Here is a 16,634-nt window from a genome sequence, read left to right as displayed (position 1 = left end):
ATATCAATTAGATAGGATAAAATTTATAAACCTTCGGTAGGGCAAATCTCCAAATGGTGACCGTTAATAAATACTTCAGCTTCTTTAGGGTTGGTCTCATAATCAAAATTGCAACAGCATTCTCCTTCAAAAATTTAACTCCATTTATTCCATATGGATGATGTATTATTCCTTTCTCCATAGCTTTCTCAAACCGTGGCAGTAAAGAATCAACAGCTTTCTTTATTTTTTCATCAATAATACTATAACAATCTTGACCTTTATATTTACCTATATTAAGTAGCTTCAGTATTTTTAATATACCCTTTCTCTGGAATATTCCATGAAGTGATATAATGAGTAATTTTATGACTTAATATATGAAGCTGTTGTTTTTTTAAGTTGATAATACTGATGAATTTTTTTGCATCATATTGCTTAAATAATTGATCTAAATCCTCTGCGTCATTAACCTCTCCAAAATCATTTGTAAAAATTTCTTCTTGTTTTGCCTTACTTAATTGGTTTGCATATTCCTTAGCTTTATTTATGTCATTATTAAGTAAAGCAGCATTTATTCCAATTTCTAAAGTTTCTTCATTTTGAGGGGCATCTTCTAAAACTTTCTCTACATTTTGTAAAACGTTTTGAGAATTTTTAGAAACAAATTCTTTTGCATCTTCTGCCATTAGCGAGATGCCGGCAGCATTAAGGACTTCTGTTATTTCTTCTTTTTTAATGTATTTGTGCATTATAAATTATAGAATTTGGATCAGGAAAAGCTGCTAAAGTAGATAAATTTAACCTTTGATAAATAGCAATATCGTTGTTAGGAATGTTATTTAATATATTACGTGCTATATCCAATTGTTGTGTATAAATGGCAACCGAAAGTACAAGTAACTCATCAGTATGATTGACATCAGTTTTATAATAAACAACCCCCTAAGTTATACTGACACCAACCTATATATCGTTGGCATTTACTTGATCATCTATAGTGATATTGCTAAGTGCTGCCCGTAAGCAATTTTTTAGCTTCATCTAAGTGATGATTATTAATTAATATGGTAGAGAGCGTATATGTAATATTGTAATAATGCCTTATATAAGGCGTTAAATCTTTAATAATTTTATCTCCATACTCCATATGATATAAAATGATTGACTAACTCAAATAAACTATTGGTATAAGCTTTATGAATTTGAAATTCGTATTGGGAATATATTAAATTTAAATCTATATTTGCTTTTGACAATATATCTATAAATAATTTTTCTGCTATTGCCACATGGTTATTCATTATACTGCAATGTATAGCAGTGATCATCCCTTGAAGTTGAAGAAAAATATTTATAAAATTAATAGTTTTGGGTTCTTTATTTACAATAGGAGTACTATAAGTTTTGGGGCTTATAAAAATGCTAATTTCTTTATTCGTTTTTAATGCAAAATGATATTTACTTAAGGCTTCTTTCAGTACTTTATGTTCTTGAATATTTTTATATTCATAATTATCAAATAAAGTTTTTAGTGTATTAAGTTTTAGACTTGTTACTTGTGGAATATCCAATTTTGTTGTTGTTTTGCTATCTAAAGAGTTTAAAAGAGTTGTTGCTATTTCTGCACTAACATCTATAGAACTTTTTACATTTTTTAATGGTTCTATTCATTCCCCCGCTACAATTAAAGCCTTTTGTGATTTAAACTTTATTATTGTATTGTATGACATGCTATAGGATTAAATTTTGAGACTGCTGAAGATTTAGGATTTTTTATCATAATAAATACTTATTAATAAATAGGCATATATTATAAAGTAAACCCACTATTTTATAAAGAAAATACTCACTTTTTAATTAAAGTTAATAACTTGAAGCATTTCTATTGGTATTTCACCCCTACTATTTTAACTCTTAATAAACACCAATTCGTTATCGGATGAGTGTTTAGTACTAAAGGCATAACCTAAATATGAGAAATTCTTAAGTAGCTCAGGTGAGTCAATTAGGTTGTTAGCAATAACCTTGACCATCGCCCCTCGAGCTTTTTTAGCATTTATACCGATTGTTGATAATTTACCGTTCCTATTTTCTTTAAAATGAACGTTAACTAATTGATATCTAAGTTTATTTGGGTTTATTACAGATGAATATTCTTGTGATGCTAGGTTGAGTAAATATTTATTTTTCTGTTTAACAAGAATTTTATTAAGATAATTAGTGACTTCATCTTGCCAAAAGTTTGTTAAATTTATTTCATTTAATTTTGTTGCCATTTCTAATCTATACGGCTTAATAGTATCTAGCGGTTTTAAGACCCCGTAAAGTCCTGATATAATAAGCAAATGTGATTGCAAGAAATTTAATGCATGATTAGTTAATTTTTCTATATGTATATTATTAAAAACATCTCCTGCATAAGCAAAAATAGCCGCTTTACTCTCTTGATTATCAAAATCCTTAAATCTTTCTTTATTTATATGTGTAAGTTTTGCACTTATATTCATTATTTTCAATAATTGATTCTCAGAATAGTTTTGGAGTGTAGAAAGTAGTTTATTAGTTAACGTAAGGAACATTGGAATCGTCAGCTCCGTCTTGGGAGCTAACTTCTCGAAATTTAGAGTTTTAGCAGAAGAAATAATAGCAAGCATTTCTATCTAGCCGGAGTACTCGGAAGAGATGAAGTAGTGCTAGCGATATTTCTGTTAGTACTATCGATTGTTTGCATGATTGCATAGCTTGGATCACCGTCAAGCTCTACTACTTCTTTGGGTTTCGTAGTTTTTTGACCGGTACAGCCAATTAAAGCTATAGAAGCAAATAAAAGTATTAAATACCTTATCAATAAATACCCTGTTTTAATTTTACACTTAAGATAGCTGCCTATTATTATAATGTCAAGTGAGAGGAAAATTTTATTACCCTACCCTATAACCTTTCAGTAATAGTCTAAAGATTCTTCATAATATTTTAAATCTAATTCTGCATAATTTAAATTAGGTTCATCTTTGCTTCTTTCTATTTTGGGTTCAGGTTTAAGCTTATCATAATTTTTTCTAGTTTTTAAATAATATTCTAAAGTTGCTTCATATTCCCATCTAGGTAGAGGGTGATTATCAGATTCTTTTTCTCAATATATCATTATTGATGATGTTTTTTCCTTTAAAGATTCATTACATAATTCTTCAACAATAGGATAATATTCTTTCTTATTCAGATACTAACTAAAGGCATGATTGTTGGTGTACTATCATTTAAGTAATTATATAATACTTCAAAAAAAGAATCATATTTCCCATTCCCTATAATATCGTGATATATAAAAGAGTCTATATTAAGTGCTTGAATAATCAGCTTCCCATCTATCGATAATATTTTTTTGAAGAGTTCTAAATCTTCAGTATGAAGAGCCATGGCAATTTATTCCTTAAATAAATTTTTAGGCATTCTGTAATAAACCGTATTATAGTATTTTTCACTTTCAGGAAATTTGTGTTTGCGGATAGAGAAATTACCGAAATTTCTGATTTCGATACGCTTTTGTTTTTTAAGAGATTCGTTTAAATAATCTAAAATTAAATCTACTGAATCTTTAACATCTTCTTTAGAAAGATAATTCAGCTTATCATGTATTTTATCTATTAAATAATTCTTAGTAATCATTATTAAAAAATCGCTTTGATTCCGTTAAAACTATTTTTAAAAAAACTAGGTGCTATACTATCAAAATCTTCAAGTATTATGTTCATTAATTTTGGTTTTAATTGATAATCTTTAACTAGTAGATTAACATTAATTTTCTGAACTTCCTGTAACCATTTTAATGCAGTATCTTCCGAGCCTATAGCATCCACAAGCTTTAACTTTAAAGCCTGACGACCTGAATATACTCGTCCATCTGCGAGCTTTTTTACTTCTTCTATAGGAAGATTACGCCTCTCTGAAACAAGTTCAAGGAAGAAATTATAAGTATCTTCTATATTGTCCATAATGGCTACCCGCACTGCTTCTGTCAGTTTTTCGGTAGGATTTGGGACAGCTTTTAATTCACCCGATTTGAAATTATTAAACTTAATCCCCAATTTTTGAGCAAGCTCCGTTACCTCGGCTGTTTGTAGTATTACACCGATTGAACCCGTAATAGTTCCGTTATGGCTGATAATATAATCACCTCCAAGAGAGATTAAATAACCGCCGCTTGCAGCCATTGTTCCCATAACTATCACTACCGGCTTTTTTGCGGATATTTTACGCAGAATGTTATAAATTTTTTCAGCGCCGACTACCGTACCGCCGGGAGAATTTACGTTAACTATTAACGCTTTAATATGAGAATCATCGATTATTTTTTTGAGTTTTTTGTCACGCTTTTCGTCTTCAAGAATTATTTCGTCTATTAATACGGAAGCTATATAGTCTTCATTACTATTAATAGGTAACACCTCTTTTGGAACAAAATCTTTACCGACTAGTAAGAATACGATCGCAATTAAAATAATGGCTGTTAGCTTCCAAATTAACAAACGAGATTTTATTTGTCTTCTTTCAATTAAATAATCAGGTGTTATACTCATGATCTTATATACTTTTTTAGAATACTAAATGCAGCCCTATACTGTGACAGGCGTGAGGAGCGAAGCCTATAATATAATAAGGTGAGGCCGCACAACGAAGCACAATATAGGTATTAATTGACTATAGACCGTTCTTAGGACGTTCAGGACTCTTCATCATCTCAAAAAACTCACCGTTAGTTTTAGTATTTTCAAGTTTTTTGAGTAAAAATTCTATTGCTTCACTGCTACCCATTGGATCGATAATACGACGAAGAACCCACATTTTATTTAATATTATTTTATCTACTAATAAATCTTCTTTTCTAGTTCCTGATCTAGTTATATCAATAGCCGGATAAATACGCTTATCGGCAATCTTACGATCTAGAACTATCTCGGAATTACCTGTACCTTTAAACTCCTCAAAAATTACCTCATCCATACGAGAACCGGTTTCAATTAAAGCCGTACCGATTATAGTAAGCGAACCGCCGTTTTCAATATTTCTTGCTGCTCCGAAAAATCTTTTAGGTCTCTGAAGAGCATTAGCATCAACACCGCCCGTTAATACTTTACCTGATGACGGTACTACGGTATTATAAGCACGAGCTAAACGTGTTATCGCATCTACTAAAATTACCACATCTTTTTTATGTTCTACTAAACGCTTTGCTTTTTTGATAACCATTTCTGCAAGCTGCACGTGCCTACTTGCCGGTTCATCGAAAGTAGAGCTAACAACCTCCCCACGCACGGAACGTTGCATATCGGTTACTTCTTCAGGTCTTTCGTCTATTAACAGTACTATTAAAAATACTTCCGGATTATTGGTTGTAATTGCATGTGCTATATTTTGTAATAATACGGTTTTACCTGTACGAGGCGGTGCTACTATTAATGCACGTTGTCCTTTACCCATAGGGGCAACAAGTTCAATAACCCGTGTACTAAAATCCTTACTATCTTTACTATTATTTTCAAGTTCTAATCCTAATTTTTCATCAGGATATAAGGGGGTTAAATTATCAAAATGAACACGATGATAAGCTTTAGAAGGGTCTTCAAAATTTACTCTATTGACTTTCAGTAAAGCAAAATAACGTTCTCCGGCTTTTGGAGCTCTGATCTGACCTTCTACAGTATCACCGGTACGCAGACCAAAGCGACGAATCTGACTAGGAGAAATATAAATATCATCAGGGCCTGCTAAGTAGTTTACTTCCGGCGAACGTAAAAAACCAAATCCGTCAGGTAGTACTTCAAGTACCCCCTCTCCCACTATTAAAACTCCCTGCTCTACGGATTTTTTCAAAATTGCAAAAACTAATTCTTGTTTAAGTAATGAATTAATATTTTCAATTTTTAATTCTTCTGCTTGAGCTTGTAGTTCCTCCGGTAATTTACGTTTTAATTGTTTTAAATTAATAATATTACCGTTCTCTGCAAAATTATTATAATTGTTATTGGATTCGGTATTGTTAAGTTCTGCTGTGGATTCTTTATGCGTTGTGTTCATTATTTTATTATTAATAGATTATAATTGAAAAGTTGAGTTAGCAATCAAGTTTCAAGGTGAGTAATATACTTATTTAAGTTAGGAATCAAATTAGATTTTTAGAAAGTTTTATTTATTTTTGCAGTTTAAAGAATTATTTATCTTGTTAGCTTATAAGAGCTGGCTATGTATGTAAAAGCATACTAACAACGTTAATAGCACATTGTCAACCCAAATCGTCATTGCGAGCAGGTAATCGGTAAATGGTCATTGCGAGAAAATTACGAAGCAATCTTGGGAGTTTATTATTATTGCATGAGATTGCTGCACAGCTTACGGCTGCGTAGCTCATGACGATCCTGGTAACCTCTTCTCGCAATGACGGATGAATCAATCCACGTCACTCTAGCAATCCTTTGATTTTAACAATAACACATTTGTATTAAGTAATGGCATGCATACGTTTTTAACTTCATTTAATAAGGCCTCATTGTGTATTTCTTGGTTTAATTCGTTGCGTACCGCATCAAATATTTCTCTTAAACTTTTCTCTTCTACCATATATTTAAAAATATATTTAGTGCTTCTAAATATCGACATTGAGATATTAACATTATTTAATATCCCATTATTAATAGTAAAATTAATAGCATTATTTACTGCTGAAGGATTAGATTCCAAATGCTCATAAATTTGTTTAGCAAAATTGGTAATATTGTGGAAGTACGGTATATTATCAAGGTCATCAAGAGAGGCTACACTATCTTTTTGATTTGATACGTAAAATGAATGTTTAGTAATATTACCGGTAAGTATTTCGGAAATTGCTTCTCTAGTTCCTTTATCCATCTTTTTAACTTTTTGTAGAAGTGAAAAATCTTTTATATAATTTTCCGGTCTTAATAAAATTTTCTCTAAAGGATCAAGATAATCAACAAAATTTAAGCTTGCTTTTTCTACGAATTCATATAACTCAGGAACGGAATAGGCTCTATCCTGTTTGTTCAGGAACATATCATAAACTCCGACGTCATCGAAATTTTGGTAATCTGAAAATAACTCCCAACCTCTTTTATACCAGTTAGTAGCAGGCAAATTATCTAGAATTAGCTTCCCGTTCATTACTTCTTCGATACGGCTTTTAGTATCCTTATTTATCATTTTCATTAAATCCTGAATTTGATAAACACCGGTACGTGTCCGTATTTAGCATATACCATTAAACCCATACCGCCGGTTGGCTTTAAAGAATCTTTTAGATTTTTTAAATCTTCATCAGGATTTGCTAAATGATTAAGCACGCCGGTACAATTTATATAATCGAATTTTCCAAGTTTTAGATTAGGTATATTTAATATTGAATCATTAATCCATTTAATATTTTTAAGACCTCGTACTTCTGCACGTTTTTGTGCTACTTCCATGCTAGGCTTGCTGAAATCTAGATATATTATTTCGGCATTTTTATTTTTTAACTGCTCGGCAAGATAAATAGTCGAATCACCGGTGCCGCTGCCTGCTATTAAGCATCTAAAATTATTATTAAAATTTTCTTTTCCTTGATATAGAAAATGGTTTAATTCTCCTAAGAACTCACCGCATGTTGCAAGTAAATATTCTTTTTCTTGATCTGGGTCTCTGAAAGAATAAGGATAATCTTGATAATGCTCTTGTACTTCTGCTAAGTCTTTAGAAATTGTAGTATTTTTTGTTTTCTTTAAATTTCTCATAAATTATTATTTTTTAAGTTGTTATTATATATACTTAGTCTATCTACTTTTTTAGAAGTATATCTTTTATAATTAATTGAATAGTATAATTATCTTGCCAACTATTAGTTTTTAACGTTCCTATTGCGGCAATATTTTTTGCTTTAGGGCTTAATAAAACATCTTCAAATGCAGTTCCTACTGAATTAAAAGCAATAGCAGATAAGGCTTTATTACCAAAGCCTCGCTTATTTGGAACAAGCATACATTTAATATGCTTACTTCCAACGATATCCGCTTTTAATACAAATAAATCATCAAATTTAAATATAGGCTCATGATTTCCTTGACCGAAAGGCTCTAAAGTGTTTAATTCCTCCATTAAAGGGAAATTCACACTATTAACCGTTAAATCAATATCATATTCCGCATGCTTATAATTTTCTAGTTTAGTTATACTAATTCTAAAAGCATTATTAAAAAAATTCTGCAATTCTTGTAATTTTTCAGCCGTTACGGTAAAACCTGCCGCCATAGCATGACCTCCGCCTGCTATTAGCAAATCTTTGCTTTTAGCATTGATAATTTCAGCACCAAAATCAATACCTAAAATAGAACGGCATGAAGCTTTACCAATCCCGTCATTTAAAGCTATAACTGCCACCGGCTTATCAAATTTTTCTTTTAATTTGCCGGCAACGATGCCTATAACGCCTGGATGCCATCCTTCTTTTACGATAAATAATAAACTACTATCTTGTTGTGTTAAAGCAATTTCCATCGCTTCTTCTATCATTAATAACTCAATTACTTTACGCTCATTATTGTGTTTTTCAAGTTCTTTAGCTAATTTATTTGCTTCATTAGAACAACTAGTAGATAGGAGATGAGCACCTAAACTTGACTTTCCTACTCTACCGCCTGCATTGATACGCGGACCTAGAATAAACCCTAAATGATAACATTTTGGTATTTCATGAAGCCCTGCCATATCATATAATGTTTTAATCCCTATATTTTGCCTTTGTTGCATTACTTTCAATCCGCTTGCAACAAATGCACGATTTAAGCCTGTTAATTTCATCATATCGCAAACAGTACCAAGAGCCACTAAATCTAGATACTGCATTAGATTAGGCTGAAGCATTGTTTGCGTGAAATAATTTTGCTTCTTTAAATTCGATAATATTGCAGTTGCAAATAAGAAAGCAACTCCTACGGCTGCCAAATGTTTATATTCGCTTTTTTCATCAATACGATTTGGATTTACTATAGCTACTGCATCCGGTAATATTTCCGTAGCTATATGATGATCGATTACTATAACATCAAGGTTAACGTCTTTTGCGTATTTTAGGGCTTCATGTGCCATAGCACCGCAATCAACCGTAATTAATAATTCTGTACCGTTATCTTTAATTTTTTGCATAGCAAAAGGAGTTGGACCGTATCCTTCAGCTATACGATCAGGAACATAAATATCACATAGTATATTTAAATCTCTAAAAATATTTTTAAGTAAAGCGGCTGAAGTAGCACCGTCTACATCATAATCGGCAAAGATACATATTTTTTGGTTATTTAAAATAGCTGTAACAGTTCTATCTACAGCCTTTTCCATATCAAGTAGATGAAAAGGATTAGGTAATAAATTTTTGATTTTCGGTCTCAAGAAATTTTCTACTTCCTCTAGATTATTTACTCTTAATGATACTATCCTAGCAAGTAAATCACTAATTTTGAAACTACGACATAACTCGGTGACTATATCTTCGTTAATCAGTTTCTGCTGCCAGATTTTACCGTTTATAGATGCTTGTGGTTTCATTTGTTTATTAGGCTGTATTTTTGTTGTATGTCTCTAAAAGTTTTTTAGCTTCATCATCTGCAATTAAAGCTTCAACAAACTTATCTAATTGTCCGTTTTTAACTACTTCGTCTATCTTATAAAGTGTTAAGTTTATTCTATGGTCGGATACTCTTCCCTGTGGGAAATTATAAGTACGTATCCGTTCCGAACGATCTCCCGAACCTACCTGCCCTCTTCTGCTATCGGCTCTTTCTTGTTCCTTTTTACGTCGTTCTTCTTCATAAATTCTAGCACGTAGAATTTTTAATGCCTTTGCTTTATTTTTATGCTGTGACTTCTCATCTTGCAAGGCTACGGTAATACCGGTGGGGATATGAGTTATACGTACGGCAGAATCAGTAGTATTAACGTGCTGTCCACCAGCCCCTGAAGCTCTATAAGTATCGATTCTTAAGTCTTTATCTTCAATTTTAATATCAACCTCTTCAGCCTCAGGAAGTACTGCAACCGTTGCTGCCGAAGTATGAATACGTCCTTGTGATTCCGTTTCCGGTACTCTCTGTACTCTATGAACGCCTGACTCAAATTTGAGTTTAGAGAATACATCTTTGCCTTTTATTGACGCCGATGCTTCTTTATAACCGCCTATTCCCGTATCGGAGATTGCTAATATCTCAAAACGCCATCCTTTTAACTCAGCATATCTTTGATACATATTAAAAAGTACGGCAGCAAAAAGTGCCGCTTCTTCTCCGCCGCTTCCTGCTCTAACTTCAATAATAGCACTTTTACTATCCGCATCATCTTTTGGTAATAAAGCAATTTTTACGGCTCTTTCAAGTTTTGGTAACGAATTTTTAAGAGTGTATATTTCGTCTTCAATCATTTCTAAAGTGGCATTATCAAGTCCCACTTCTAGCTTAAAATTATTTGCTTCTTCAAGCTCAGATTTAGCCTTATTATATTCTTTAATTTTTGCTACAACATCTTCAAGTTTTGCATATTCTTTAGATGCCTTAACAAACTCGTCTCCCATAATGCCGGAAGATAGTTTGTTGCCTAAATTTTCGTATTTGTCTAAAATTTTTGCTAAATTATCTGAAAAACGCATGTTATTTTATTGTGATTTGTTTATGGGTGAGATTTTAACGTTATTGCGAGAAGCAACTGAAAGCTGCGATGAAGCAATCTCAGGATATTTGATGCGATTGTCACGCAGCCTATGGCTGCTCGTAATGACGACTTATATCAACATCAAAACGGGACTCTCTATAAACTTTTTAAATGCTGCCAAGAACTCAGCACCGACTGCTCCGTCTACTACTCGGTGATCGGCAGAAAGAGTTATGTCCATAATTGTTGCTATAGTTATTTGATCATTCTTGACTATAGCACGTTTTGCACTAGCTCCGACGCCCATTATACAACTTTGTGGTGGGTTAATTATAGCATTGAAATTCTTAATACCGTACATACCGAGGTTAGAAATGGTAAACCCCCCGCCCTGAAATTCTTCAGGGGTTAATTTATTATCTTTTGCTTTCTTTATTAATGCTTTCATTTCACGAGATAGTTCTAGAATGTTTTTTTGATTGGCATTTTTAACTATCGGTGTAACAAGCCCGTTCTCAATCGCTACCGCTACTGAAATATCGACATTATTGTAATATCTAATTGCATCTTCTCCCCAGCTAGCATTGGCATTTGGCACTTCTTGTAAAGCTTTGGCTACTGCTAAAATAATAAAATCATTAACCGATATCCTTGTTGATTTATCTTCAGAAAAAAATTTATTAATGTCTGCTCTTATATCTAACAATTTATCGACATTACATTCTATAGATAAATAAAAATGTGGAACTGTTTGTTTAGATTCAAGCAGACGCTTGGCTATAATCTTGCGGATATTATTATTTGGTACTAAACGATATTCTTCAGGATTCCTGCTAACTATTTTATTATGAGCAGTGCTAGGAGTATATGATAAGATATCTTGTTTGACTATTCTACCGTGCGGACCGCTACCTTTCACGCTCTCAAATCTAATATTTCTCATTTTTGCAAGTCTTTTTGCAAGCGGTGAGGCGAATATTTTACTAGCATCATGTTTTATAACTGTTACCTGTTCTTCTACATTAGCTATATTCTCGTGGGGGTTCGGAAGATTAGCATCTGTTTTCGGTGACGGTGATACACTATTATTTTTTGCAATAAACGCATCAATGTCTGTTTTTTCTTCTCCCTCTTCACTTAACACGGCAATTAAAGAGTTAACAGGTACATTTTGACTATTTTGTGGGATAACTATTTTGGCAAGTATACCTTCGTCTACTGCTTCTACTTCCATCGTTGCTTTATCGGTTTCAATTTCAGCAATTACTTCTCCAGGATTAACTTTGTCCCCTTCTTTTTTTAACCACCTAGCTAGATTTCCTTCCGTCATAGTTGGAGATAAAGCAGGCATTAAAATTTTAATCGGCATATTTGACTTTTTATTGTTGTTATTACATGTCATTGCGAGGAGAGGCCAAGCCTCGACGCGGCAACCTCATGAAACAGTAACATTCCTGAGATTGCCACACTCTCTACGTTCACGCGCAATGACGATTTGAGTAGCTATTGCACCTTAATATCAGGGCTAACGATCATTATCATCTGTTTACCTTCCATTTTAGCATGCTGATCGATTTTAACGAGTCCTTCGAGCCCTACTTCTATACGTTTAAATAGTTCTTGACCGACCTCTTTATGAAGAATCTCTCGTCCCTTAAACCATAAAGAAATTTTTACTTTATCTCCGTCTTTTAAAAATTCTTTTATTTTTCTTAACTTAGTTTCAAAATCACCTATACTAATATTAGGTTTAAATTTCATTTCTTTAAGTACGACGATTTTTTGTTTTTTGCGTGCTTCATGCAAACGTTTTTTGCTTTCGTACTTAAACTTACCAAAATCTAGAATTTTACAGACAGGGGGTATAGCATTCGGTGATATCTCGACTAAGTCAAGACCAGCTCTTTCCGCCATATCTAATGCTTCTCTAATATTTACGACGCCGTGCATTTCGCCGTTTTCGCCTACTAAACGCACTGCTCTAGCTCTGATTTCTCTATTAGCCTTAGGAAAATTATTTTTAGAAATAAAATGTCTCCGTATTATGTTTATAAATAAATATATATCGCATTTAACTTATTTTATTTAAAATTACAAGTAAATAAAATATTTTATCTTTAATTTTATTTAGAAAGTTTTAAAAAAATTGAAACTACAAGGCAAATTCCAAATATTAATAAACAGATGCGTGTTAATTTAGCAACTCTTGCCTGTATTTTCAAGTTTTTTAGGTCTATAGCATGCCTATGAGCTTGCTCTTGTTGTGCCATATTCATTAATTCCTGTAAAGTACCGGGATAAATACTCTCATACTCACTGATTAAATCAATTGGCGGTAATATATGTTCAAATTTTTTACGGTAAAAATTATTATCAGGTTCGTTTACACTAAAAGTCTTAGCATAACCTTTATTTAATCTATTATTTTTGTAAAAAAAACGTTTAGTGTCTTTCATATCCCTGTTTTATTTTTTGAAATGTATATAATATATTACTTTCAACTATTTTAAAATAATCAATTAATTGCGTTTCTTTTTTTTGCTGTTGTTTGGAGCTTTTCATATTTATTATATTCTGTAGCTCTGCATATACTAGTTTTATAAAACTTTGTTTCATTGATTATACTAAATTTATAAAATCTGTTTTTGGTATTAGCGGTTCGTCCCTAAAATTTATAGCATTATTAAATTTATTGCAACAGGTTATAAAATTTTTATCACATCCGGCAGTAATTGTTACTTCTCGGCATCTTTAACATAATCCGGTATAATATCCTCTAATATAATCAAATCACCAAAATTGCTTAGAACTTTAATGTTAAAACGATTTTGCTGAATATAATTTAACCGCCGTAAAAACTCTCTCTTCACTTTTTATAGCATGATCGCTATTTGTTGAGTTTAATTCCTCACCGCTAGCTCGCTTAATTTGAAAACAATAAACAAAATTCGTAAGCTTTGTAATTACCTATTCAATCGCAATACTCATATAATCACCTCCACTAACTCTATGTTGTATAACGCTATAGAACCGTCATTACAATAAGAATATTCAAAACTATCTATACTCATCAATCTAACTGCTACGTCAAAAGTAAAATCAGTAGTTAAAATTACATCTTGACCTAAGGGACTTGGTAAGGTCACTATACCATCGTTGTAGTCTACAATGCCCATAGTTCTTACATTATTAATGTATAGAATGACACTATTATTAACCGGTTTAGTGATAACTCGTTCGTAAGGAGCAATAGGATCGCCATATATCTTCCTTAGCTGAAATTTATTTAAATTACCGTCCCCTTTAGCAATAACTTCGTTAATTCCTCTATAATCTGCATAATTCCTAAATCTCAAAGCAAAATTACTTCCACATCTTGCTTTAAAAAAGCTATTAAATTGCTCAAATTCCGTACTGCTTAACCTTGCATTTTTGATTAAATATTTCTGACTCGTTAATTGCGAAAGGATCTTCACTATTTTGCTGTTGACATATTTCAATAGTTTTTACGTGAGTAACAACACTTGGTTTGAGAAATTTTTCATTAATATTTACTGACAATAAGGAGGTATTTATACATTGTTCATGCTTAAGTTCCCTTCCGACTAAGACCATAATATCTCTAAATTGTGTTATATTTATATTTTGAAGTTCATAATTAGGCATTTTTTATTACTTCGTCATATAATGCTACTAAACCTTCACATGCGTTATTATTACCTGTAAATAGTGTACATTTAAAAGCTTTTTCAATTTTATAAAATCTTGCATTATAATGTACGAATGTTATTAGAAGAAAGTTTTTTAAATTCGTTTAATTGCTCATATGCATTTGTTAAAAACGCTTGAGACAGATAGCTTGGGTTGTTATTCTCTTGGGGCATATATTTATTACCTTGTTAAATTGGAGCTTAAGTAGAAGTTAACAAAAATTAAATCTACAATTTAAATTTAGTAATATTTTTTGCTAAAAAAAGTTCAGCAGTGGAAAAAGAGATTATTTTTTTGGACGGTAGTTGCAATATTATTCTGCCGGTATTATCGATATCTTTAAAAATACCGGTTACTATATCATTTGAATATTTAACGCTAATATTTTCATATAACTTATAAGCATGTTCTAACCATTTTTTTCTAATAAGAGGAAAACTGTTATTATGCCAAATTTGATAATATTCTTCAAAATTTTCTATTAATATCTCAAGTAAAGCTTGCGGTTCTATAGGTGGTAGATTTTCGTTTATTAAGCTAGTAGTAGGCTGGTCGATATTATCAGGGTGATAGGTAATATTAATGCCGATACCGATAATAAGGTAATAATTATTTTCTACTTTAACAGATTCAAGAAGTATACCGGCAATTTTCCGACTGTTAATTAATACATCATTGGGCCATTTTAGTTGTATAATGTTATTTTCGTTCCTTATGTCATTCCCGCGAAAGCGGGAATGACATAGAGCACTATGGGAGTGACATAAAGAGGTTATACTATCATAAACGCTAAGTGCCGTAACAAAAGATAATTGCGGCAATAATTCTAGCTCTTTATCAGGCTTTATTAGTAAACTTACATGTAAGTTACCTGACCTAGACTGCCAGTTTTTACCGCTTCTACCGCGTCCATTAGTTTGAGATTTGGCAAGTACTGCATAGTTTGAATCAACTTTAGCATTCTGAGCCATTCGCATAGCCTCAGAGTTTGTACTGTCTAGTTTGTCAAAAACAATTAGTTTAAATTTACCGATATTCATTTTTTTAGTAGCCGTCATTGCGAGGAAAGGCCAGCTTTGTTGCATGGCTTGAAAAACCCGCTCGATGTCATTCCTGCGAAAGCGGGAATGACATAAAAACACCTAACTCGCCTCCTACTGACATGACTTGTAGTTACACTATGTTTGCTTTGAATTTTTGGTGCTTCGCTTTTACTCTTAGTTATAAAGCTTTCTAAATCTTGTTTAGTAAATTTAAACTTAGCAATAAAACAGCAGTGTTTAAAGCATTTTCACGTAACTGTTCATTAGTTGCTCTTAGAGTGTTCAGTATATTTAAATTTTCCTCCTACTTTTGCAAGTGTCTTAAATAATATATCAAGCTAAAAACTTTACGGTATCACTTGGGCTTTCAAATTTTTTTGCACTATATATAGCAATATTTGCATCAGTTTCCATACCCGTACGTACCAAAAGCCATAGCTAGAGTTCTACCTTGTTTTTTAGCTAAGGTAATCTCCCCCATATTATCAGTTATTGCTTTTGTATCAAATTCCAGTTCATTGCCTTTAAAATATTTTGTCGGTATATTATCTCTATATCTGCCGTCTATATATTTTTTATTGTCAATTTCTACCGGCTTAAAAACAAGCGGTATAGAAGCAGAAGCACAGCAAGCTAAAGTAATTGCAACATTTGGCGTATCAAAACTATTGAAAATAGTTAGTTCACTTGTCTCTTGCTTGAGTTGCCATAATTACTAAATCTTTATACTGCACTGGATTGTATTTTCGCAGTAACGCTATATCCTTAAAATATATTTTACCGTCTTTTTGGTTGTATCTTTCTCTTAATTCATCAAGAGCTTTATCATCTTTAACATTTACTATATCTGATCTCTGTAAAAAATTTCCTGTATTATTCTTTAATAACAAGTTCTAATAGAGCATATAAAGGTTTACCGTCTTTATTTAACTGTATTATATCCGCAGAAAATCCTTTTTTTCCAAGTAAAGTTTGCAGATTTGTATTTTTAGAAATTGCTTCAAATTGCTTAGGCGGGTGTCCCAAGAGCTACCACTGTGGCAGTTATAGCACCAGCGGAAGAACCTGCTACCGTCTTGACATTATCTAAAATACCAGCTTTTTTGCGGTCTCATAAGCTCCGGAATATATTGCTCCCTTAGCTCCTCCTCCACTAAAAGCTATATATTCGATAGGAGCTTTCTGTGCTTGCTCGAACTTCTGCAATGTTTT

19 protein-coding genes and 2 pseudogenes are annotated in these 16,634 nt (G+C 32.2%); all 21 read right to left on the bottom strand.

What is annotated here, in order from left to right:
• Positions 1-275: 275 nt before the first annotated feature.
• Entirely contained in the window at positions 276-668 is a 393-nt protein-coding gene (locus ABVF33_RS04170; RefSeq protein ID WP_499706371.1) for a hypothetical protein, read from the bottom strand.
• A 46-nt stretch (positions 669-714) separates the two neighbouring features.
• A complete protein-coding gene (locus ABVF33_RS04165) occupies positions 715-846 on the bottom strand; it encodes a hypothetical protein (RefSeq protein WP_499706370.1) in 132 nt (43 codons plus the stop codon).
• Positions 847-1,112: 266 nt separating this feature from the next.
• A complete protein-coding gene (locus ABVF33_RS04160; protein ID WP_499706369.1) occupies positions 1,113-1,553 on the bottom strand; it encodes a hypothetical protein in 441 nt (146 codons plus the stop codon).
• Positions 1,554-1,889: 336 nt separating this feature from the next.
• Positions 1,890-2,636, bottom strand: a complete 747-nt coding sequence (locus ABVF33_RS04155) for a YaaA family protein (RefSeq protein WP_499706368.1) — start codon at positions 2,634-2,636, stop codon at positions 1,890-1,892.
• A gap of 2 nt (positions 2,637-2,638) precedes the next feature.
• The gene (locus ABVF33_RS04150; protein ID WP_499706367.1) at positions 2,639-2,830 is read right to left on the bottom strand and encodes a hypothetical protein; all 192 of its coding nucleotides are present in this window, start codon (positions 2,828-2,830) and stop codon (positions 2,639-2,641) included.
• A 368-nt stretch (positions 2,831-3,198) separates the two neighbouring features.
• Positions 3,199-3,399, bottom strand: a complete 201-nt coding sequence (locus tag ABVF33_RS04145) for a hypothetical protein (RefSeq protein ID WP_499706366.1) — start codon at positions 3,397-3,399, stop codon at positions 3,199-3,201.
• 6 nt (positions 3,400-3,405) lie between these two features.
• A complete protein-coding gene (locus ABVF33_RS04140; RefSeq protein WP_499706365.1) occupies positions 3,406-3,648 on the bottom strand; it encodes an HU family DNA-binding protein in 243 nt (80 codons plus the stop codon).
• A 2-nt stretch (positions 3,649-3,650) separates the two neighbouring features.
• Positions 3,651-4,559 carry a signal peptide peptidase SppA gene (sppA, locus tag ABVF33_RS04135; protein WP_499706364.1) on the bottom strand — a complete coding sequence of 303 codons (909 nt, stop codon included), beginning with the start codon at positions 4,557-4,559 and terminating at the stop codon, positions 3,651-3,653.
• A gap of 121 nt (positions 4,560-4,680) precedes the next feature.
• Positions 4,681-6,057, bottom strand: coding sequence for a transcription termination factor Rho (gene rho / locus ABVF33_RS04130; RefSeq protein WP_499706363.1), 1,377 nt, complete (start codon positions 6,055-6,057; stop codon positions 4,681-4,683).
• Between the two features lie 384 nt (positions 6,058-6,441).
• Positions 6,442-7,766 (bottom strand): annotated as a pseudogene (locus ABVF33_RS04125) (class I SAM-dependent methyltransferase).
• Between the two features lie 43 nt (positions 7,767-7,809).
• Entirely contained in the window at positions 7,810-9,573 is a 1,764-nt protein-coding gene (gene recJ / locus ABVF33_RS04120; protein WP_499706362.1) for a single-stranded-DNA-specific exonuclease RecJ, read from the bottom strand.
• Between the two features lie 7 nt (positions 9,574-9,580).
• Positions 9,581-10,666, bottom strand: coding sequence for a peptide chain release factor 1 (prfA, locus tag ABVF33_RS04115; RefSeq protein ID WP_499706361.1), 1,086 nt, complete (start codon positions 10,664-10,666; stop codon positions 9,581-9,583).
• A gap of 132 nt (positions 10,667-10,798) precedes the next feature.
• Positions 10,799-12,037 (bottom strand): pyruvate dehydrogenase complex dihydrolipoamide acetyltransferase, encoded by a 1,239-nt coding sequence (locus tag ABVF33_RS04110; protein WP_499706360.1) that lies wholly within the window; start codon positions 12,035-12,037, stop codon positions 10,799-10,801.
• 134 nt (positions 12,038-12,171) lie between these two features.
• Entirely contained in the window at positions 12,172-12,645 is a 474-nt protein-coding gene (gene infC, locus ABVF33_RS04105) for a translation initiation factor IF-3 (RefSeq protein ID WP_499706359.1), read from the bottom strand.
• A 146-nt stretch (positions 12,646-12,791) separates the two neighbouring features.
• A complete protein-coding gene (locus ABVF33_RS04100; protein WP_499706358.1) occupies positions 12,792-13,124 on the bottom strand; it encodes a DUF2335 domain-containing protein in 333 nt (110 codons plus the stop codon).
• A gap of 163 nt (positions 13,125-13,287) precedes the next feature.
• A pseudogene (locus ABVF33_RS04095) lies at positions 13,288-13,457 on the bottom strand (phage BR0599 family protein).
• A gap of 195 nt (positions 13,458-13,652) precedes the next feature.
• The gene (locus ABVF33_RS04090; RefSeq protein ID WP_499706357.1) at positions 13,653-14,144 is read right to left on the bottom strand and encodes a phage distal tail protein, Rcc01695 family; all 492 of its coding nucleotides are present in this window, start codon (positions 14,142-14,144) and stop codon (positions 13,653-13,655) included.
• Positions 14,145-14,606: 462 nt separating this feature from the next.
• Positions 14,607-15,419 (bottom strand): biotin--[acetyl-CoA-carboxylase] ligase, encoded by an 813-nt coding sequence (locus ABVF33_RS04085; protein WP_499706444.1) that lies wholly within the window; start codon positions 15,417-15,419, stop codon positions 14,607-14,609.
• 406 nt (positions 15,420-15,825) lie between these two features.
• Positions 15,826-16,065, bottom strand: coding sequence for a patatin-like phospholipase family protein (locus tag ABVF33_RS04080; RefSeq protein WP_499706443.1), 240 nt, complete (start codon positions 16,063-16,065; stop codon positions 15,826-15,828).
• A 40-nt stretch (positions 16,066-16,105) separates the two neighbouring features.
• Positions 16,106-16,312, bottom strand: a complete 207-nt coding sequence (locus tag ABVF33_RS04075) for a hypothetical protein (RefSeq protein ID WP_499706356.1) — start codon at positions 16,310-16,312, stop codon at positions 16,106-16,108.
• On the bottom strand, positions 16,296-16,448 hold the full coding sequence (locus tag ABVF33_RS04070) for a hypothetical protein (protein ID WP_499706355.1): 153 nt from the start codon (positions 16,446-16,448) through the stop codon (positions 16,296-16,298). Before ABVF33_RS04070 ends, ABVF33_RS04075 begins: the two co-directional genes overlap by 17 nt.
• Between the last annotated feature and the right edge of the window lie 186 nt (positions 16,449-16,634).

Source organism: Candidatus Rickettsia barbarica, from assembly GCF_041477405.1.
Taxonomy (GTDB): domain Bacteria; phylum Pseudomonadota; class Alphaproteobacteria; order Rickettsiales; family Rickettsiaceae; genus Rickettsia; species Rickettsia rickettsii.
This window is presented reverse-complemented; position numbering and strand designations above follow the sequence as displayed.

Bases quoted from the DNA above. Each gene is read 5' to 3' on its own strand.
- ABVF33_RS04170 (WP_499706371.1), bottom strand. From the start codon at position 668: ATGGCAGAAGATGCAAAAGAATTTGTTTCTAAAAATTCTCAAAACGTT.
- ABVF33_RS04155 (WP_499706368.1), bottom strand. From the start codon at position 2,636: ATGCTTGCTATTATTTCTTCTGCTAAAACTCTAAATTTCGAGAAGTTA.
- ABVF33_RS04145 (WP_499706366.1), bottom strand. From the start codon at position 3,399: ATGGCTCTTCATACTGAAGATTTAGAACTCTTCAAAAAAATATTATCG.
- ABVF33_RS04140 (WP_499706365.1), bottom strand. From the start codon at position 3,648: ATGATTACTAAGAATTATTTAATAGATAAAATACATGATAAGCTGAAT.
- sppA (WP_499706364.1), bottom strand. From the start codon at position 4,559: ATGAGTATAACACCTGATTATTTAATTGAAAGAAGACAAATAAAATCT.
- rho (WP_499706363.1), bottom strand. From the start codon at position 6,057: ATGAACACAACGCATAAAGAATCCACAGCAGAACTTAACAATACCGAA.
- recJ (WP_499706362.1), bottom strand. From the start codon at position 9,573: ATGAAACCACAAGCATCTATAAACGGTAAAATCTGGCAGCAGAAACTG.
- prfA (WP_499706361.1), bottom strand. From the start codon at position 10,666: ATGCGTTTTTCAGATAATTTAGCAAAAATTTTAGACAAATACGAAAAT.
- ABVF33_RS04110 (WP_499706360.1), bottom strand. From the start codon at position 12,037: ATGCCGATTAAAATTTTAATGCCTGCTTTATCTCCAACTATGACGGAA.
- ABVF33_RS04100 (WP_499706358.1), bottom strand. From the start codon at position 13,124: ATGAAAGACACTAAACGTTTTTTTTACAAAAATAATAGATTAAATAAA.
- ABVF33_RS04085 (WP_499706444.1), bottom strand. From the start codon at position 15,419: ATGAATATCGGTAAATTTAAACTAATTGTTTTTGACAAACTAGACAGT.